Origin of the sequence: Fodinibius salsisoli (genome assembly GCF_026229185.1) — a bacterium.
Lineage (GTDB): Bacteria > Bacteroidota > Rhodothermia > Balneolales > Balneolaceae > Fodinibius > Fodinibius salsisoli.
Genome location: NZ_JAGGJA010000011.1, coordinates 78,569 through 98,436 on the forward strand (window position 1 = coordinate 78,569; position 19,868 = coordinate 98,436).

The 19,868-nt window shown below is 43.3% G+C and carries 19 protein-coding genes; 12 read left to right on the top strand and 7 right to left on the bottom strand.

Annotated features, from left to right (window positions below; translation table 11 throughout):
* Positions 1 to 83 precede the first annotated feature (83 nt).
* The gene (locus J6I44_RS15355; protein WP_265767039.1) at positions 84 to 581 is read left to right on the top strand and encodes a porin family protein; all 498 of its coding nucleotides are present in this window, start codon (positions 84 to 86) and stop codon (positions 579 to 581) included.
* Positions 582 to 794: 213 nt separating this feature from the next.
* Positions 795 to 1,313, top strand: coding sequence for a hypothetical protein (locus J6I44_RS15360; protein ID WP_265767040.1), 519 nt, complete (start codon positions 795 to 797; stop codon positions 1,311 to 1,313).
* 58 nt (positions 1,314 to 1,371) lie between these two features.
* Here the strand turns inward: J6I44_RS15360 and J6I44_RS15365 are convergent, their stop codons facing one another.
* The 6 genes from J6I44_RS15365 to J6I44_RS15390 all read right to left on the bottom strand — a co-directional run bounded on the left by J6I44_RS15365 (position 1,372) and on the right by J6I44_RS15390 (position 6,789).
* Positions 1,372 to 2,322: a Ppx/GppA phosphatase family protein gene (locus tag J6I44_RS15365; protein WP_265767041.1), complete on the bottom strand. Its 951-nt coding sequence runs from the start codon at positions 2,320 to 2,322 to the stop codon at positions 1,372 to 1,374.
* Positions 2,289 to 3,128 carry a 50S ribosomal protein L11 methyltransferase gene (prmA, locus tag J6I44_RS15370; RefSeq protein WP_265767042.1) on the bottom strand — a complete coding sequence of 280 codons (840 nt, stop codon included), beginning with the start codon at positions 3,126 to 3,128 and terminating at the stop codon, positions 2,289 to 2,291. The genes J6I44_RS15365 and prmA overlap by 34 nt, the downstream gene beginning before the upstream one ends.
* Before the next feature lie 73 nt (positions 3,129 to 3,201).
* Positions 3,202 to 4,191: a M28 family peptidase gene (locus J6I44_RS15375; protein WP_265767043.1), complete on the bottom strand. Its 990-nt coding sequence runs from the start codon at positions 4,189 to 4,191 to the stop codon at positions 3,202 to 3,204.
* Positions 4,181 to 4,951: an SDR family NAD(P)-dependent oxidoreductase gene (locus tag J6I44_RS15380; RefSeq protein WP_265767044.1), complete on the bottom strand. Its 771-nt coding sequence runs from the start codon at positions 4,949 to 4,951 to the stop codon at positions 4,181 to 4,183. The genes J6I44_RS15375 and J6I44_RS15380 overlap by 11 nt, the downstream gene beginning before the upstream one ends.
* Positions 4,952 to 4,964: 13 nt before the next feature.
* Positions 4,965 to 6,470, bottom strand: coding sequence for an amidase family protein (locus J6I44_RS15385; protein ID WP_265767045.1), 1,506 nt, complete (start codon positions 6,468 to 6,470; stop codon positions 4,965 to 4,967).
* A gap of 49 nt (positions 6,471 to 6,519) precedes the next feature.
* Positions 6,520 to 6,789: a Sec-independent protein translocase subunit TatA/TatB gene (locus tag J6I44_RS15390; RefSeq protein ID WP_265767046.1), complete on the bottom strand. Its 270-nt coding sequence runs from the start codon at positions 6,787 to 6,789 to the stop codon at positions 6,520 to 6,522.
* 186 nt (positions 6,790 to 6,975) lie between these two features.
* On the opposite strand from J6I44_RS15390, the gene J6I44_RS15395 reads away from it, so the two are divergent.
* The 5 genes from J6I44_RS15395 to J6I44_RS15415 all read left to right on the top strand — a co-directional run bounded on the left by J6I44_RS15395 (position 6,976) and on the right by J6I44_RS15415 (position 12,501).
* Entirely contained in the window at positions 6,976 to 7,230 is a 255-nt protein-coding gene (locus tag J6I44_RS15395) for a DUF2795 domain-containing protein (RefSeq protein WP_265767047.1), read from the top strand.
* 86 nt (positions 7,231 to 7,316) lie between these two features.
* Positions 7,317 to 9,728, top strand: a complete 2,412-nt coding sequence (locus tag J6I44_RS15400) for a BamA/TamA family outer membrane protein (protein ID WP_265767048.1) — start codon at positions 7,317 to 7,319, stop codon at positions 9,726 to 9,728.
* Between the two features lie 141 nt (positions 9,729 to 9,869).
* On the top strand, positions 9,870 to 10,178 hold the full coding sequence (locus J6I44_RS15405) for a transposase (RefSeq protein ID WP_265767049.1): 309 nt from the start codon (positions 9,870 to 9,872) through the stop codon (positions 10,176 to 10,178).
* Positions 10,179 to 10,638: 460 nt separating this feature from the next.
* Positions 10,639 to 11,319, top strand: a complete 681-nt coding sequence (locus J6I44_RS15410) for a 2'-5' RNA ligase family protein (RefSeq protein ID WP_265767050.1) — start codon at positions 10,639 to 10,641, stop codon at positions 11,317 to 11,319.
* 285 nt (positions 11,320 to 11,604) lie between these two features.
* Positions 11,605 to 12,501: a DUF6602 domain-containing protein gene (locus tag J6I44_RS15415; protein WP_265767051.1), complete on the top strand. Its 897-nt coding sequence runs from the start codon at positions 11,605 to 11,607 to the stop codon at positions 12,499 to 12,501.
* A gap of 258 nt (positions 12,502 to 12,759) precedes the next feature.
* Here J6I44_RS15415 and J6I44_RS15420 read toward each other — a convergent pair whose 3' ends face one another.
* Positions 12,760 to 13,473, bottom strand: a complete 714-nt coding sequence (locus J6I44_RS15420) for a DNA-binding domain-containing protein (RefSeq protein ID WP_265767052.1) — start codon at positions 13,471 to 13,473, stop codon at positions 12,760 to 12,762.
* A 439-nt stretch (positions 13,474 to 13,912) separates the two neighbouring features.
* Between J6I44_RS15420 and J6I44_RS15425 the strand changes: the two genes are divergently transcribed.
* The 5 genes from J6I44_RS15425 to J6I44_RS15445 all read left to right on the top strand — a co-directional run bounded on the left by J6I44_RS15425 (position 13,913) and on the right by J6I44_RS15445 (position 19,839).
* Positions 13,913 to 14,455, top strand: a complete 543-nt coding sequence (locus tag J6I44_RS15425) for a cyclic nucleotide-binding domain-containing protein (protein WP_265767053.1) — start codon at positions 13,913 to 13,915, stop codon at positions 14,453 to 14,455.
* A gap of 234 nt (positions 14,456 to 14,689) precedes the next feature.
* Complete coding sequence (rlmD, locus tag J6I44_RS15430; RefSeq protein WP_265767054.1) at positions 14,690 to 16,102, top strand: 23S rRNA (uracil(1939)-C(5))-methyltransferase RlmD; 1,413 nt, start codon at positions 14,690 to 14,692, stop codon at positions 16,100 to 16,102.
* Between the two features lie 364 nt (positions 16,103 to 16,466).
* A complete protein-coding gene (locus tag J6I44_RS15435; RefSeq protein ID WP_265767055.1) occupies positions 16,467 to 17,891 on the top strand; it encodes an SDR family oxidoreductase in 1,425 nt (474 codons plus the stop codon).
* A gap of 2 nt (positions 17,892 to 17,893) precedes the next feature.
* Positions 17,894 to 18,364 (top strand): SRPBCC family protein, encoded by a 471-nt coding sequence (locus J6I44_RS15440; protein WP_265767056.1) that lies wholly within the window; start codon positions 17,894 to 17,896, stop codon positions 18,362 to 18,364.
* Complete coding sequence (locus J6I44_RS15445) at positions 18,364 to 19,839, top strand: cryptochrome/photolyase family protein (protein WP_265767057.1); 1,476 nt, start codon at positions 18,364 to 18,366, stop codon at positions 19,837 to 19,839. Before J6I44_RS15440 ends, J6I44_RS15445 begins: the two co-directional genes overlap by 1 nt.
* Positions 19,840 to 19,868: the final 29 nt, after the last annotated feature.

Sequence of the window (19,868 nt, forward strand, 5' to 3'; positions counted from 1 at the left end):
CACCAGATAATAAAATCCGATATAAGTACAGGTTCATCAAACCATTCATTAATAACTACCAACATTAAACACTTATTAAAACTATGAAAAAAATAATATTTACAAGCTGTTTGTTATTCGGGTTACTATTAACATTTAATACCTCCAGCCATGCTCAAGAGGGTCGTATCCAGGCAGGTCCCGGACTTGCTTATGGAGGAGAAGCAGAAAACCTCGGGATTTCATTAGATGGTTATTATACCATTAATGAAGAGTTTCGTGCAGGAGCAGCTTTTACTTATTTCTTTGCTAATGACTTATATAGCTCTTATGCTATCGATTTAAACGGAAACTACATCTTCCACAATGAAGATGAACTCATGGCCTATGGAATAGCTGGATTAAATATTTTCACCTACAGCTGGGATTCTGATGTTGCAGGAGTCGATGATTCTGAGTCAGAAATTGGACTCAATCTTGGTGCTGGGTTAGAATATAATGTGGACTTTGCCAACCTGTTTGGTGAGCTAAAGTTTGCCGGACTTGGCAGTGATGCGAATCAATTAGTTCTCGGTGCTGGTTTACGCTTTGACATCCAGTAGGCTTTGACAGCTTACTATTTTCTTATAAAGCCCCGATAATAATTTCGGGGCTTTTTATTTATACTTACCTCTTTATGATATCTGGATTACTTCCATTTTCTTTTATACTCTGCTTCTATTTTTAAAAAAAATGTAAGGATTAACCTTTTAAAAGGTCTTACTAAACAGACGAGCTACTTATCACAGTAACTATCAAATAAATTTCAGAGAATTATGAAGAAAATAATAGTTTACGGATGCTTAATTTTCGGGATCATCTTCGCAACTCATTTTCAAGCTAAAGCCCAAGGCTTTCAAGAGGGAGATGTGGCAGTAAATGCTGGTATCGGTCTTGCTACTACTTATTCAACTCCTGTAGCAGATCTAAATATGCCCTTTGGAGGTGGATTTGAGTATGGAATTGCAGATTTAACTCCAGGTCTCATAGGGGTTGGCGGTGAAATTGGATACGTATCTGGCGGGGATTTGGATATCTTCTATATCGGTGGTAAAGGTTCTTATCATTTTAATGAATTACTTGAGCTGGAAAATGATGATGTAGATCTCTATGGTGGAATAGGACTCTACTATAGAAACTTTAGTTACTCAGAAGATAATATTAATTTTGGAAATGATGTGGTAGCCAGCTTCCATTTAGGAGGACGATACTATTTCGCTAATAACATTGGCGGTTATGCTGAAATTGGAAATAACTGGGCCTGGCTAAACATTGGGGCCGTAGTTAAGCTTTGAGCTGTACTACAAATTGAGTCATTCAAAGTCCGGCGGTTAACCGCCGGGCTTTCTTATTTTAGGATGCCTCGATAATAGCTCCATGTTGAATGCCCCCGGTGCTGGCCGTTATAATATTAAAGCCATAGCGGTCCATTATCCCTTTCAAAATAAGTAACCCAGCCAAGTAAATATCGGCCCTGCCTTCCATAACTACCGGATAGCGATGGAGCAGTTCATCAGAGCTCATATCACTTATCCATTCGATATATTGGTTAATAGTTTGTAAAGTGAGACCATATCCATCGATCTTATCATTCCGGTATTCCTCCAACTCTTGATCCATATAGGCCAGTGATGTTACCGTCCCGGAAACGCCCACAAGTTCCGTCTCTTCTGTAATATCGAACGAATAGGTAGCCAGCATTTTTTGAACTGCTTCTTGACAGTCCCCAACCTGATCTGCCGTAGCTTTGGGCTCACCAAGAAAACGCTCGGTAAATCGCACACAACCCATATCAAAGGAATATCGATCTAAGATCTCATGTCCTTTACCAAGCGCCATCTCGGTACTTCCTCCGCCAATATCCAACGCTAATAAGGGCTTAGTGCTGTATTGTTTCGGAAGCATACTTTGTGCTCCCTTGAAGGTGTATTCTGCTTCCTCCCTTCCACTCAATAGCTGAACGGTTAATCCTATTTCAGCTTTAACTTTCTCAAGAAAAGCAGATCGATTATTCGCATCACGGACTGCGCTTGTAGCGACAACAATAGGAATTAAAATTGAAGGATATTGTTGGGCTAGCAGCTTTTTATACTCTTCCAAAACATGAATCACCCGATTCATTGCTTCCTTAGAAAGGTTTTTATTTTTATCCACCCCACGTCCTAATCGTGGAATGCGCTGTTGCTCCTCCAATACATGAAGTGAGCGGTATCTTCGTTCTGCGACCAGCAGCAGAACCGTATTTGTACCAATATCAATACTTGCTTTCATCATCTTACGACTTGTGCATGTATTGCAATCCATTCATTCTCTTGCTTAACAGTTACAATATCAGCCATGGGCGTTAATTCATCTATAACATCAGCTTCATCAGTCTCCAGCAGGCCGGAAAGAATAATATTTCCTCCCTTCTTTGTCGACTTCATAAATACCGGTAGCAGCTCTAAAATTGTATTTCGTTCTATATTGGCGAGTAGCAGATCAGCTTTTAAGGCATCTGGAATAACTTCTGCAGAACCTTCTTTTACCGTTATCTGCTCATTAACACCGTTCAACAGAATATTCTCCCGGGTATTCTCAATACTCCACTCATCAATATCAAAGGCAAAAGCCTGTTGTGCCCCTAATTTTATAGCCGCGATGGACAGGATGCCCGTACCGGTGCCGGCGTCAATCACCTGATCGCCCTCTTCTACAACATCCGGTAAAAGTTTTAAAATGAGTCTGGTGGTTTCATGATAGCCCGTACCAAAGGACATTTTAGGATCGATCTCAAGCAAAATGCGCTCCTCGGGAACGTTAGCTTCAGACCAGGTAGGTTTTACAAAGAATCTCCCAATTTCCTGCGCTTTGATGGTCTGCTCCCACTGCTCATTCCAATTTTGTTCAGCAACTATTTCCTCGGTTTCAATGAAGCATTCCCCCGGAAATCCTGCTAACAGCTGGTCAATATGCTCCCGATCATCAATGTCAAAGTTTTCCTTCATAATATATGAGACCAGTTTGTTTTCCAACTGTTGAAACCCATCAAAATTCATTTCATTCAGTTCCGCAATAAGGGATTCTTGGTATTCATCAGCTATTACAATAACCAGCTTAATGTATGTCATAGATAGTTTTTAGGTTAAACGTTGCAGGTTGAATGTTGGATGAAACTTTAAACGTTTAACCTTCAACCTGAAACTAAATACGATTATAAATCAATTCGGTCAATACATCGCCCACGGCCTGCATCGTTGATGGGTCAATAATATCCATATTATCATGATGGGTGTGCCAATATGGGGCAAAGCCCGAGTCTTTTTGACTTGCATCGTGCCGAATAATATCAATAGTGGGGATACCCAGAATGCGATTAATGATGACGTGATCATCTGAAATAGCCTTTCCCTGCTGGTTCAGGAAAAGATCGCCCGCGCCTTCCTCCTCAGCAATAGACCAGATCTCGTTTACCAAAGTAGGTGCATATTGCATGGAATACTGCTCTTTGGGAAATTGAGCATTCTGTCCGCCCACCATATCCAATAAAATGCTAAAACGTGGTGAATAGCCCTGGACCGGTGGATTCTGTGCCCAATAACGAGACCCCAAGAAATAGTTGGCCGTATCTCCGGATTTACCGTAATCTTCGCCATCAAACAAGACGATATCTACGCCTATAGGGGGAGGGGTTTCATGAAACAAGCGGGCCAGCTCCAAAAGCAAGCCGACCCCACTGGCACCATCATCGGCGCCAAGAATAGGTTGATCTGCATTGACGGAATCTTCGTCGGCTCTTGGACGTGTATCCCAATGGGCGCAGAGCATAACCCGATCGGTTTTCTTTGGATTAAAAGCCGCAATAATATTGGTCAACGCTAAGCTGTCTCCATCATACCCTTCAGCTGTAAAATTTTGGGCATAAGCCATTCGGTTACCAGCATAACCCTTTAACTTTTGGCTGAGGTACTCTTTTGTCTTTTGATGACCTTCAGAACCAGGATTCCTTGGGCCAAATGACACTTGTTGTGCCACAAAATGATAGGCGCTATCTGAAGAAAATACAGGCACAGTGCGGCCCTTCTTTTCAAAGTTGAGTCGGTGTGAGTCGGTATCGTCGTTATTGCCACAACCGATCAACAATCCCAGGATTAGTAATAACAAAAGATAAGAAGACCTGAGGTCAATCATCATTGCGGTGGACCATAGTTGCAGACGACTGATCGGTCGGTAACACAATGGTATCCATTATGTTGACATGCGGCGGTCGATTAGCCGTAAAATGGATAATCTCAGCGATATCTTGTGCTACAAGCGGTTTCATATCCTCATAGACGTCGTCAGCCTTCTCTTTGTCGCCATGGTAGCGAACAATACTGAATTCGGTTTCTACCAGTCCCGGAGAGACCATACTAACTCTTACCCCGGTACCGTGCAGATCTTTTTTCGCTGCCTCCGTGAAGGCTTTAACAGCATGTTTGGTAGCACAATAAATTGATCCTCCGCCATAACTCTCATGGCTGGCGATAGAGCCCACATTGATAATATGTCCCTCTCCCCGCTCTTTCATTTTGGGAGAAAAGAATCGAGTCATACTCATCAACCCTTTGATATTGGTATCAATCATCGTATTCCAGTCATCAAAATCGGCTTGATCCACCGGATCGGTACCCCGTGCTAAACCCGCATTATTGATCAAGATATCAACGGGATGCTCCAAACCATCCACCATCCGGCGGCAGGCTTCAGTATCCCGAATATCAAAAGCTGCTGTTTCAACAGAAGTGGAGAAAGAGGAGGTCAAGTCCTCCTTTATCTCTTCAAGAGACTTTTCCCGACGCCCGGTAAGGATTAAATGTGACCCGGATTGGGCAAAGGCGTACGCCGTAGCTTTTCCAATGCCCGATGTGGCGCCGGTAATGACTACCCATTTCCCTGATAGTCTGTTTTTCATAACTGAATGATTTTTATTCGCCTAACTGTTCGACTAAACGAGCAGCGTTAAAGAGCTTTCCTTCTTCGAAGGTATTGGCCATAAATTGAAGCCCGTAAGGAAGCCCATTAGAATGGGTGCCTGCCGGTAAGCTAATTCCACAGATACCTGCCAGATTCGCTGAAATCGTATATACGTCGTTAAGATACATCTGCACCGGGCTATCGATCTCAGCTCCCACATCAAAAGCCGTTGTGGGCGCGGTTGGAGAGACAATAACATCAACGTCATTGAAGGCTTCCGTAAAGTCCTGCTTAATCAGGCGACGAACTTTCTGGGCCTTAGCATAATAAGCATCATAATACCCCGCACTAAGTACATAGGTACCAAGCATGATACGGCGCTTAACTTCTGCTCCAAATCCTTCGGTACGGCTCTTCTTGTACAAACGAATCAGTGATGAATCCATGTTATCGAGCTGAGCGCCCAGTTTGACTTTCTCCTCACCCTCGGCAAGCTTCATCTGCTCTTTAATAGCTTCTTCTTCCTGCTTTAAGTCAGCTTCTACTTCTTTTATATCGGCACGATGGCCATACCGGATACCATCATAACGCGCAAGATTACTGGAGGCTTCTGCCGTAGCCAGAATATAATACGTAGCAATACCATACTTCATATGAGGCAAATGAATGGGCACAAGCTCTGCGCCAGACTCTTCTAAGTCAGAAAGGCGCTGCTGGATGCCCTCCCGGATCTCATCGTCCAACCCTTCACCAAAATATTCCTCCGGAACACCAATGCGAATATTTGACTCCGGATTGGTAGCAAACTGCTGATAATCGGGCACCGTCCGGCTGGAAGTGGTATTATCATTTTTATCATAGCCGGCCAGCGTTTCAAGCATCAGGGCTGCATCGTTTACCGAATGCGTTAAAGGACCAATACAATCGAAAGAAGAAGCATAAGCGATAAGTCCATATCGGGATACCCGACCATAGGTAGGCTTTAGCCCCACTACGCCACAATAAGAAGCAGGCTGACGAATAGACCCCCCGGTATCAGACCCCAGCGAAGTCGTACAGAAGTCAGCAGCTACAGCGGCAGCACTTCCCCCAGAAGAACCACCTGGAACTTTAGAAGGATCAACAGGATTGCGGGCCGGACCGTAGATCGTATTTTCGTTTGAAGATCCCATGGCAAACTCATCCATGTTCAAGCGTCCCAACAGAATAGCATCATCTTCTTTCAACCGCTTTACGGCAGTCGAATCGTAAACACTTTCAAAATTGGCAAGAATGTTGGAGGCACAGGTGGCTTTCTTGTTCTTTTCGCAAATCAGATCTTTAATGCCGACAACCATACCGGCCAGCTTGCCGGCAGTGCCGTCATCAATGCGTTGCTGAATGACATTGGCCTTATTCAGGGCCTCTTCCTTATCATAGCTTATGACGGCATTGATCTCGTCATTTTTTTGATCAATATTCTGGATGTAGTTCTGTACAATGTCCGTAACGGTCAATTCACCAGACTCCAAAGACATACGAATCTGGCTAAAATCTGAAAAACTCAACGATATATATGGATTTTAATTAATCTTCCTTATTAGTCTTAGTGGTCGTCTCAGGCTGCTCGGTTTTCTCCCGTGTTTTCTCAGTAGAGGTAGTTGAGGTGGTAGAAGAAGGATCCATTCCTTCCTTCTCGCCTTGCTCAAGCTCTTTCTTTATCTGATCAGAAGCCTTGCGAAATTCGTTCATTCCTTGCCCAATGCCACGAGCTAACTCAGGAATACGTTTTGCCCCAAAGAATAATAAGATAACCATCAGGACGATGATAATTTCCATACCGCCAAAACTTCCCATAAAATATTCCTCACTTATTTGAGTTAATTGTTTAGAACTTCCAAGATAAGAATTATTTTGTAGATGTTTGAGTGATTGTTCGAAAAAATAATTGCATTTTCGTAAAAAATTGAGTTGAATTTAATGTGATGAATCTTTGTTAAGGTTCTAAAAGAAATTTTTAAGACTTAAAACGTATTTTTATCTATGATTTGGACTGTTGAATTAGCTGCTGCACTTGATGATGCCCCCTTCCCTGCTACCAGAGAAGAGCTTATTGAATGGGCAGTTCGAAATGGAGCACCGCAACAGGTGCTTGATAACCTTCATGACCTTGAAGAAATTGAAGAGGGTGAGGATGTAGTGTATGAAGACATGGAAGATATCTGGCCCGATTATATCGGCAAAGAGGATTTCTTCCATAACGAAGAAGACGAAGGTTTTGATTACGATAACGTCTGATTACTTTGTTAACAACATCTGAACTGTTAAACGGTTGCATGACAAGTTCGTGCAACCGTTTTTTTAAACCCTCAACTTCCTATTTATTGAATAAGCAGACTTTTACAGGTGGATGCCCCCGCTGGCTGTTACTCAGCTTTGTATGGCTGATCATTACAACCTCCGCTTACGCTCAACAAAATGAGACTTCTGCCGATACCACGGATAAAGTTGTACGGATTATCCGGTTTGCGGGCAATGACAACGTAGGCGACACGACCCTCGAAATGTTAATTCGCACCCAAACCAATCGCGAATTTTTAGGCATCTCTCGCTTTACCCCTTGGTACTTTATCTGGAAATTAACCAAAAAGTTCGGTGAGCCTCCCTCCCTTCTTAACAGAGAAACCGTAGCCAATGACATCCAGCGTATTAAACAATATTATAAGACGGTAGGCTTCCTTGATGCCACCGTAGATACAAACATCGTTGAGTTTAAAAAAGACCGAGTCGAAGTTTCTTTTCTAATAAAGGAAGGGCAACCTTCTACGATTGAGACCATCGCCTACACCGGTATGCCTGCCTTTGAGGATACAACCAGAATACCAAGATTTTATAATAGGAGTCCGCTTACCCGCGACCGCATCAATGACTCTACCTTTATCCATAACAGGCGTTACTCAGAAAATGCCCTCGTTAAAGAGCGCGATCGTATCATTACCTTTCTCAAGAACAACGGCTTTGCGGCCGTCCAAAACGATTCTGTTTCCGTTTTGATGAAGCGCGATCCTGCCAACAAACAGCAGCTGGATGCGCTTTTCACCATCAATCCGGGGCGTAAATATACCTTTGGGGATCTTCGTATAAGCCTTGCTGGTCCCGAGGACCCGGCTAATTTTGCTGATCAGGATACGGTCCAACGTCCGTCATTAACGACGGATAACCATGTAATGTACCTGGAAAAGGATCCGGCAACACAAACAAAGTTCAGCCTTCTTACCGACCAGGTTCTCTTTAAACCCGGTGATACCTTTAACAACTCACTGTATATTAAGACCGTCAATGAATTTCAAAACCTGGGTATGCTGACCGTTCGTCAATTCGGCCTTAGTGAGGATGGTTCATTACCAGACTACTCGAAAGAGGAACTTCCTGCGATGTTTGCCTTAAAGTCGTTGCCCAAGCACTCGGTAAACCTCAATGTATTTGGCATGCATCGCTATGGGTTTGGCTCTGGTGCCGGGCTCACCTATACCAATAACAACCTTTTTGGCAAAGCTGAAAACTTGAAGTTAAGTTTAAACGGAAGCTTTGAATATGTAAGCTCGGAAACCGTTCGTGAAATCAGTTCCGGTACCTCCGACTCTCCCATCGAGGGTAGTTTCTTTCAAAGTTTTGACTCCCGCATCGAGTATTCCTTACCGCGTTTGAACTTTCCCTTTTCCTTTTTGGATGACCGAACCTACTTTACCAACGCCTATACACGGTATGGCCTATCCTTCAGCCGGTCCGACCAGCTGCTGTTTGACATTAATTCGGATATTCGTTTCAACATCAGGTACGAAGTACAACACAACAATCGCTTTTCAAGCTTCCTTGATCTGATCGAGCTTAACCTGTTGGATACCAATCCATCTGCAGAATTTCGGCGATCACTGCAGGAAGAATTTGGAGAAGATTCTTTCGAGTATCAGCGTATCCTCGAAGACTTCCGTCCCCAGGTATCCTCTATTTTACGGTACACCTTCCAGAGCAAACGAACGGATCTCATCAAACGAAATTACGGTTACTTTAGCGAGTACTCCGCCGCTATAGGAGGGAATATTCCATACCTGAGCGACCGATTCCTGGTTACACCCGATACTCTCGAAGGCAATTTACCACCGCTTATACCGTCCAGCCAGAACAGTTTATCCTACAGCCGATTCTTTAAAGGCACCGCTGACTACCGGCGTTATGTCCCCATCTCCAATAGTGGTGTATTTTCATACCGTGGGTTTATGGGCCTTGCCCTGCCCTATGGCAACAGTAACTCTGTGCCTTTGAATCAGCGATTTTATGCCGGTGGGGCCAACGACATACGCGGATGGAGTATCTATAGCCTCGGCCCGGGCGCCATTCCCCTTGAAGATGTGACCATCAACGGGGGTGAAATAAAGCTACTTGCCCAGACCGAAGTACGCCAACGCTTTATAAGTAACTTTCTGTCAGCCAACTGGATTGCCGCCTTCTTTAGTGATGCCGGCAATATATGGTACGGACCTCGTACCCAGTTTCCTTCGGCTTCGGAAGGCGCCTCCAATATAACCCTTGAACAACAACGCACCCTGCAGCGCGGTAAATTCTATTTTGATGAATTTTACAAACAGATTGCCGTAGGCTCTGGCTTTGGCTTTCGGTTAGACTGGGAATACCTGGTAGCCCGGTTCGACTTTGCTTTTCGGGTTCACGACCTGCAGGATGGCTGGTTTAACAACAAGAAACTCTACTTCAGCTTCGGCATTGGCCATTCCTTTTAACCTATTCTTTTAAGCTCCCCTCTTAGTTTGTAAAATAAGCATATTACTGGCGCACCTGTTCACCTTGTGCCAGGTTTATTACAATAGTACTTTGCTATTAGATGCTATACCAAAGTACTAAGACCAACCACTCCCTGGACAATGAGCAGAAAATACAAGTTTTATGATTCATCAAAAGCGCACTTTGTAAGCTTTGCAACCATCTCTTGGTTGGATGTATTTACACGACGCCCCTACTTTAATGTGATAACCGAAAGCTTATCTTATTGTATCAATAGTAAAGGATTGGTTGTCAATGCGTGGTGTATTATGACGAATCATCTGCATCTGGTCATACGTTCTGATACCAATAAGCTTGGGGCTATCATCAGAGACATGAAGAAATTTACGGCTAAAAAGTTAATTTCTTGTATCCATAGTAACCCCCAAGAAAGTAGGAAAGAACGATAGCTACATATATTTAAGCAGTCTGGAAGCGCCAAAAGTAACAACAAAACATACCAATTTTGGCAATAACACAACCATCCAATTGAATTATCTACCACAGAAAAAGTAAGGCAACGTATTCAATATTTACATAACAACCCTGTAAAGGCAGGATACATAAGTAATCCGGAAGACTGGTTATATAGTAATGCAAAAAACTATGCCGGTTTGGAAGGGATGTTGGATATAGAATATATTAACTTAAATGATCTATAGTGCTGACCTGGCACAAGTTACAAACTTGCGCCAGTGAGTTGTTTATGTGTTAAAATCGTCTATGAGAACCCTCATCATAGCGCTTGTGTTACTATATAATTTTTAAGTATATCTGTTTAAAATTGTTAAAATAGCCTGTCGCACCTGTGCAACTTGTGCCGGTTATCATATAAATAAGATATCCTGATTAATCACATAAAACCGACTTGTGGATTTAGAAAACCATTACCATACCCTTTGGAAGAAGTCACTGCAACGCTTTAACACCGGGGACTTTGAATATGACGCCATGATTGATGCTGACCATGATCCCCGCTATGGTATCACCCTCATTGCCCGTCCATCTGAAGCTGTAACACAGTCCATTACCCATACCTTAAGTCAACTGACAGAAACAGCCCCGCAACAATATGCCTATCCGGCTGGTGACCTCCATCTGACGGTCCTCTCTATTATTTCCTGCTATCCCGGCTTTAGCCTGGGCGACATCCAACCGGAGCAGTACACCAATATTATTCGATCTGCGGTGGATACTATAGATCCTTTTCACATTCACTTCCGTGGATTAACGGCCTCGCCCTCCTCTATCCTGGTGCAGGGCTTCCCGGAAGACGATCAGCTGAACCAACTAAGAGATAGACTCAGAGACCAGTTTAAGGCCTCATCCCTGCAGCACTCCATTGACAAACGATACCGTTTGGAGACGGCCCACATGACCATCCTGCGGTTTAAACAACCGTTGCAAGAAGAACAGGTTTTTATTGACCGGCTCACAAAGCTAAAAGATATAGACTTCGGCTCGTGCAGAGTCGATCAACTTTCACTGGTAGCCAACGACTGGTACCAACGTCAGCAGAAGGTACAGCTTATTGAAAAATTTGATCTGTAGATCATGATTGAAATTAAAAATCAGCCTGTTACCCTGTCGTAAGTACAGAAATTTATTCCGGTACATGGGAAGTATTGCCGTTTCCTTAAGAAATAGTTCCCGATAACTTAATACTCTTCGCCAATAATATTTTAAGACTTATTCAGGGCATGAGTACAAATTTTGGCGATAAAAATAGTTGAACAATTTTGATTTATCTATATGTTCATAATACATTGATCACAAAATCATAACTTTTATTCTGTACATTTTTTATCAAAATGTGGATAAAAAAACAAATTAAACATGGGGTCAAAAAAAGGATTTAATACACAAGGTTGGAAACAATTTCTTACACAAAGGAAGCAAATCATTGATGCCTATGATCAAGCTAAAGCCAAAGGGGGTTTAAAAAAAGTACAGACTGATCATGGAAACGTTTTAGAGGCTGAGTTTAGAAAATGGCTTGAAAAGTTTCTACCAAAAAGATTTGCAGTAACTTCTGGATATATTATTTCTCAAGGTTTAGGAGGTAAAGAAAAAGCCCCACATTATGATGTAATAATTTATGATGCATTAAACTCTCCCGTGTTGTGGATTGATGAAAATCCTGACTCTTCATCCTCAGGAAAATCAAAAGCAATACCTGTAGAATATGTATTTGGAATATTGGAAATAAAATCATCATTTAATCCAAAATCAGTAAGAGATGCTCTAAAACATTTAAAAGAGTTGAAACCTTTAATGGAAGGTATTGATGATCCAAACGAAAGGTATAAAACTTATTTACCTCCAAATTTTTTCTGCGCAACAGTTTTTTGTGAAATAAGGAATGAAAATAAAAGAAGTAAAACTGCTTTTAACGCTTTTAATAAACACCAAGATTTGAGAAGATTTTATGGTGGTTTAATTTTGAGAAAAGAAACGGAAAAAACTCATTCTTCAGGTAAAATTATACCCAAATGGACAAATGAACCTCTCCCAAATCAAAGTATGGATAATCCTGAACGTAATTTGTTTGAATCTATTTGGTCAAAGTCATTTAAGGTGAAAAAGGATTTATATACTACTATGATGATTGATTGGTCACAAAAAAACTTTGCCGAATTTGCTTTTGATTTAATCGCATTGATGCAAGGAACATACAAACAGAATCAACTATCTAGTTGGCATGGGATTGGAATGTCTATTCATGAAGAATAAAATATTTACCTTTCTAAATAATTAAAGGTAATTGATGTATATCACTTCATACTAACTAATCTTAAAAATCCTTACTGTTTATGGTGTACATACAGTAAGGATGTGCCGTAGAAACAGTAAGGATTATTGGTACAAACAGTAAGGATTTTTTGCAGATCCTTACAGGGTGTTAACTTTTAACCACAATAAACATAAAATAAGCCCTGCTGCTTTCACACAACAGGGCTTTTATTATGCCTATATCAAGAAAGCATATCGTCAAGATGCTCCGCCAGAAACCGTTAGTTCTTCCGAAAGCACGCCTGACCGTATATCGTTGTTTCCATTCAAGATGGTTCGCACTTCCAGCCTGTAGGTCCCGGGATCGAGCGCTGGATTCATGAAGATCAGTTCCGAAGGCTTATTCTTCATCATTTTAGAATCCACACGAGTAGCAGATCCATCGTCAGTATTAATGAAAAATATACCCTGACTGTCATCGGTTTCATCAAACTTTAGCAGCGTTCCGGTGATACGAGCCCCGCCGCTAATCGTGATTTCCTCGTCTTTAGACTCCATAGTATTATCAAAGTAATGTAACAACTCTGGCTGACGCTCACGTGGACTTACCTTCTTGGTGTCGATATCTTCGGCTGATTTCCGCAAGCGCGAACCCGCAGAAACACTAATGCGCACCTGGTGGCGACCGAGGTCAAAGCGATCATCCTCGCCTATAAATACACCACTAATGGTTGGCATAAGGTTCACAAAGGGCGTAGATACCGAATCGCCCTGCTGTAGGATATTGATAATACCACGTGTAATTTCTTCAAAGCTGGCCAGCGCTTCTGCTTTGGTAAGCGTGGAGCCTTCGCGCGTCATATGGTCGTACACATCTTCAATGGTATAACTCTCTCTGTTGACACTTACGGCCATGTAGTCTTCGCTATCGGGAGTTATTCGATTGGGAGTTAAATAATATTCCAGGGGCATAAGTTACCTCTCTTTTAATTGAATGTTTGCCCGGCTATTATAACGGACAGTGTTGCTGACCGCTCAATACCGGCTGATCAGTTTATATTTATCTATGAGACCAATGGCCTCTGCCAACGTTATTTTGATGAACAGCAGCCATCTGTAATGATCCCTCTCTATTAGTAAGTACCTAAAACAAGGAAATCCTTACAAAATAATTTAATATTTTTAGATATAGATGGATATATAATACTCTTGGGGCCTATTATACCTGGAATCATTTATATAAAAATACCCCTTGAATTGGCTTTTACCCTGCTTAGGACCGTTACAGAAATAATACATATCTCAAATTGATGAATTGGTAAATGGTGCTGTCCTTCAACATATTAGCACTAAATTATGATGCTATTTTTCTGTAGTTTAGTGCGTTGCATTTAACATAAACTAACGAGCTATGTTTGGTTCCGACCGATTTAACAAGGCTAAAAACCGGGGCGATGTTGTCTTTAACTCCCGCTTCTTAAAAAATCTGACGCTGCTTGAACGATCTGAATTTTTACAGTATTGTCACCGCCGCCAATATAAAGAAGGCGAGTATATATACTACCAGGGCGACCCTGGTACCGGCATGTACTTTATTGAGGAAGGCAAGGTAGAGCTTATTGTAAAGCCTGAACCCGAACACGAAGGCACGGCGCACTCCTACTTTATAGAGGCCCCCGAAAGCTTTGGTGCTTTGTCAATGGGGTATGAAATTCGTCGTATCTCCAGCGTTAAATGCCTCACGGACTGTACGCTAATGGGTTTCTTCAAGCCTGACTTCGAAACCTTAAAGAAACGCCATCCTGTTATAGCCGTCAAGTTTATGGAAACCCTCGCTGAGGTTGCGATGAAACAGCTGGAAATTGTCACCAATGAACTTAAGAAGAAAAGCAGTACCGAAGATGCCCTCTCGCTGCGATTTGAAACCTATAAAGACCTCCGGGAAGAGACATAGCAGAATGTAGGCAACCGGCCTCTGCACTAACCTGGTACCGCATACTTTCTCACATAAGCATTCCATGAACAGGTTATACATAGTTTTGCCAGGTAGTTTCACCGGGGCTGCACTGTTTGCATAAGGCGGTACAATCAGTGTATCTTTAGACTAACGTTTGCTACAGAAAGTACGTACCTTCACGGGTCTTGATTCATGCTCTTCTCTATCATTATTTAAATAAAGGAATATTTTATGCCCTTAAAGAAAGGAACAGAAACAGAATTGACCATCCAGGCAGCAGCTTTTGAAGGCAAAGGCATTGCCAAGGTCGATGGATTGGCCGTCTTTGTGCCCAATACCGCTCCCGGCGATCGCATCAAAGCACTGATCACCAAAAACAAGAAAAGCTACCGCGAGGGCAAACTCCTTGAAGTACTCGAACCGGGACCACACCGTATTACCCCCAAATGCCAGCATGCCCAGGTTTGTGGAGGCTGTAGTTGGCAACATGTTGACTATGAGCATCAGCTGGAGTTTAAAGGCGAGCAGGTGCAAGATCATATGGAGCGCATTGGCAAGTTTGAGGGTATTGAAGTCAATGATACCATCGGTTGCGATCAACCTTTCTACTATCGTAATAAGATGGAATACTCTATTGGCCACCGTCGTTGGTTGAGTCCGGAAGAGATTAACAGCGAAGAGTATGTGAATGATCGTGGCTTTGCCGCAGGGCTACACGTACCGGGTCGCTTCGATAAAGTACTCGACCTCCAGGAGTGCCACCTGCAGGATCCTGTATCCTATCAAATTTTGGATTTTGTTCGTTCCTGGTGCAAAGAACACGACATCACCCCGTATAATCCACATAAGCGGAAAGGATTTATGCGCAACGTGGTCATCCGGATATCCAAATATACCGATGACCTGATGGTAAACCTGGTAACCTATGAAGAGGACACCAAAGTCATCCATCGGCTTTCTGATGAGCTCACAGAGGCTTTCCCCCGGATAACGACCATCGTTAATAATGTGAATGACCGGTCAAACCCTACGGCTGTAGGTCGGTATGAAAAGGTAATCTACGGCGACGGCTATATTGTTGATCGCATCGGGGACTATGATTTTGAGATCGATGCCAACTCTTTCTTTCAGACCAATACCCGCCAGGCAGAGCGGCTGTACGAAGTAGCCCGCAATTATGCTGATATCGAGGAAGGCGACACCGTCATGGATCTGTACTGTGGTGTAGGCACGTTGAGCCTCTTCCTCAGTGCACATGCGAAGCAGGTAGTCGGGGTTGAGTTATCTAAAGTGGCTATCAAGAACGCCCGAAAGAATACCGAAAAGAACGATGTAGATAATGTGCATTTTCTGCAGGGAGATATACAATCTATTATCAAAGAAGGGAAGCTTGATGAATTCCCTTCAGTGGATTGTCTGATCACGGACCCGCCCCGGGCCGGTATGCACGCGGATGTAGTTGACCACCTCAATAAGATGAAGGTGCCCAAGCTGGTGTATATCAGCTGCAATAGTTCAACGATGGCCCGAGACCTCAAGAAACTGAAGGAGGTCTATCGCATTGAAGAAATACAACCGGTCGATATGTTCCCCCAAACCTACCATATAGAAACGGTGGCAAAGCTACGGTTAAAAGAAGACTAACGCTTCTTTTCAGTATCTTTTCTATATTTATTATAAGGTGAGTTCAAAATAACGAAATGCGTAGGACTTCGTTTTGCTCCGCCCTTTTTGTCCCACTCCTATCCTCTCCCTACTGAGCAGGGAGAGAGACGCTTTAATGGCTATTCGGTATGTGATAAGGCGTCTCATCCCCTAATTCCTTCGGGGATGAATGAGAAGGGGCCCAACAAAGACCGTTATTGGGTTAAACTTTTATCTCGTACCCAAGTTAATTAACACTTTCTGCCCCCTCGTTTAGACAAGAAGGAACTTACAGGGAACGATTATAACATTTTATGGGGTTACAATGCCTGTAAATTTAATAATTGGCTATAATCCTGATCTTATGAAAGTTCTTCTTACGGGTGCTACCGGATACATTGCCCAGCGCCTGCTCCCTGTCTTACTGGATGCCGGGCACACCGTGGTTTGCTGCGTACGCGATAAACGGCGGTTTGATACCGCTAAGTTCCCGGAAGAACAGCTCGAAGTCATAGAACTCGATTTCTTAAAGCCTTCAACGCTTGAGGTTATCCCGGATGATATTGATGCGGCCTACTATCTTATACATTCAATGGCCTCATCGGATGATGACTTTGAAAGCCTCGAGCAAAAAACAGCCCGTAACTTTAGAGATCAGCTGAACCAAACATCCGTACAGCAGGTCATTTATTTAGGCGGCATCGTCAACAGTGAAGAACTATCGAAACACCTTCGCTCCCGCAAGCAGGTAGAAGAGGTACTCTCCGAAGGCCATTATCATCTGACGACCCTGCGGGCCGGTATTATCGTCGGTTCCGGCAGCGCTTCCTTCGAAATCATACGCGATCTGGTCGAGAAGCTGCCCGTCATGCTTGCCCCAAAATGGTTGAATACTGAAGCTCAACCTATTGCCATCCGGAATGTCATCGCCTATTTGAACGGCGTTTTGTTGAAAGGAACAACCTACGATCAAAGCTTTGATATCGGCGGACCCGAGATATTGACCTATAAAGAAATGCTTTTGGCCTTTGCCAAGGTGCGCAACCTTAAACGCAGAATCATTACGGTGCCGGTAATGAGTCCCCGGCTTTCCTCCTACTGGCTCTATTTTGTTACTTCCACTTCGTACCAGCTGGCGGTAAACCTGGTGAATAGTATGAAGGTAAAAGTCGTCTGCAGCGACAACCGATTGCAAGAGCTTCTGGATGTTAAACTTATACCTTACGAGAAAGCAATAAAGCTGGCGTTTGATAAAGTAGAACAGCAAGAGGTGCTCTCGAGCTGGACGGACGCGATGTCAAGCGGTGTGCTTGAGAAGGGAATCCCCAACCTTGTTGAGGTACCAACCTACGGCTGCTTTAAAGATAAACAGACGCATAAACTGGATAACCCGCAAGAAGCCCTTGACCGCATCTGGTCTATCGGCGGCAAAACAGGCTGGTATTATGGTAATAAGCTCTGGGCTTTGCGTGGATTACTCGATAAGATGGTCGGTGGTGTTGGCCTGCGCCGGGGACGAAAAAGCAATCATAGGATCTCAGCAGGCGACTCTTTAGACTTCTGGAGAGTACTCTATGCCGATAAAGAAGAGCAACGACTGCTGCTGTATGCCGAGATGAAGCTACCCGGCGAAGCATGGCTTGAGTTTAATATCATTGATAGTGTGCTGCATCAAACAGCTACTTTTCGGCCCTTGGGCGTCTGGGGACGTCTCTACTGGTATGCGCTTCTTCCCATTCATGCTTTCATTTTCAAAGGGATGATCAACAATATTGCAAAACCTTCATAACCATGGCCTTTTATCAACTTAAACGAACACAGGTGCTTCCCGCCTCTTTGGATGAGGTTTGGGCTTTTATTGCTGCGCCCCGGAACCTGCAACGAATTACTCCCGATTATATGGGCTTTGATATTACATCCTCAGACCTTCCGGAGCAGATGTACACCGGCATGATCATCAGTTATAAAGTGAGTCCACTGCTGGGCATAGAAATGGATTGGGTAACAGAAATAACCCATCTCAAGGAAAAGGCTTACTTTGTGGATGAGCAGCGCATTGGTCCCTACAGCATGTGGCACCATGAGCATCATATCAAACCGGTTAATCAGGGCGTGGAAATGCATGATATTGTGACTTATCAACCTCCTTTTGGTTTCCTGGGAGCTATTGCCCATCGTCTCATAATCCGTGATAAGCTGAATGAAATTTTTGCTTATCGCTGGAAGGCCCTTGAAGATGAATTTGGTAACATACCTGCATAATGTCTGCTATTACCCTCCTCTTTCCCCATCAGTTATTTGAAGAGAATCCAGCGGTCCAACCCGATCGAAAAGTATATCTCGTTGAAGAAGAGCTCTTTTTTAACCAGTATAATTTTCATAAGCAGAAGCTCGCTTTTCATCGTGCTTCCATGAAGTTCTATGCCCATCACCTGCAGTCAAGGAATATCAACGTAGAATATGTTGAAGCAAACCAAGATATGTCCGATGTACGCAACTTACTTCCGGAGTTAAAAAAACAAGGAATTGAGGCCATCCATCACCTCGATACCGCTGATGACTGGCTCCGTCAGCGGCTCAATAAATCAGCCGATGAAACAGATCTTACACTCCAGGCATACGATTCTCCCCTTTTTCTTAACCCACTGGATGATATAAAAACATATTTTGATCAGCAGGATGTCTACCATCACGCTGACTTTTATATCCACCAACGTAAAACACATAATGTCTTAATCACGGATGATGAGAAACCCATTGGGGGCAAATGGTCGTTTGATCCTGACAACCGATCCAAATATCCAAAGGACAAGACGCCTCCTGCCCTACAGTTTCCGCGGGAGAATGAATATCACCAAGAAGCTAAAAGTTACGTAGAGAACCATTTCAGCAAGAATTATGGGAACCTTCATGATACTATCCGCTATCCGGTAACCTATGAGCAAACGCGCCACTGGCTGGATGATTTTCTTCATCATCGTTTCCAGTTTTTTGGCGATTATCAGGATGCGATCGTCCGTAACGAACACTTTCTGAACCACAGCGTCTTAACACCGATGCTGAATGTAGGGCTTATCACGCCCAAACAAATTTTAGATAGAGCGTTGAAATATGCTGAATCACACGATATACCTCTCAATTCTCTTGAAGGATTCGTGCGGCAGATTCTGGGCTGGAGGGAGTATATCCGGGCGGTATATGAGCTGGAAGGACGGTACGAGCGCACGGCTAACTTTTGGGATTTCAGTCGTTCTATTCCCTCTTCTTTCTGGGATGGGAGCACGGGCATTGCTCCTGTAGATGATACTATACGCCGGGTGCTCGATACGGGATACTGTCATCACATTGAACGACTGATGGTGCTTGGCAACTTTATGCTGCTCTGTGAATTCGATCCTGATGAGGTTTACCAGTGGTTTATGGAACTTTTTATTGATGCTTACGATTGGGTGATGGTTCCCAATGTGTATGGTATGAGTCAATTTGCCGATGGTGGATTGATGGCAACCAAGCCTTATATCAGCTCAAGCAACTATATCCGGAAGATGAGCAACTTTGGAAAAGGCGATTGGCAGCCGGTTTGGGACGGTCTCTTTTGGCGATTCATGCATGTGCACCGGGACTATTTTGAGGAGAATCATCGTATGAAGATGCTGCTGGGTACCCTCGACCGAATGAATAAAGAGACCCGTGAAACGCATCTTCAGCATGCCCATACCTTTCTTGAAAAACTTTGACAGATAAATTCCAAAAGCTTTTATATTTT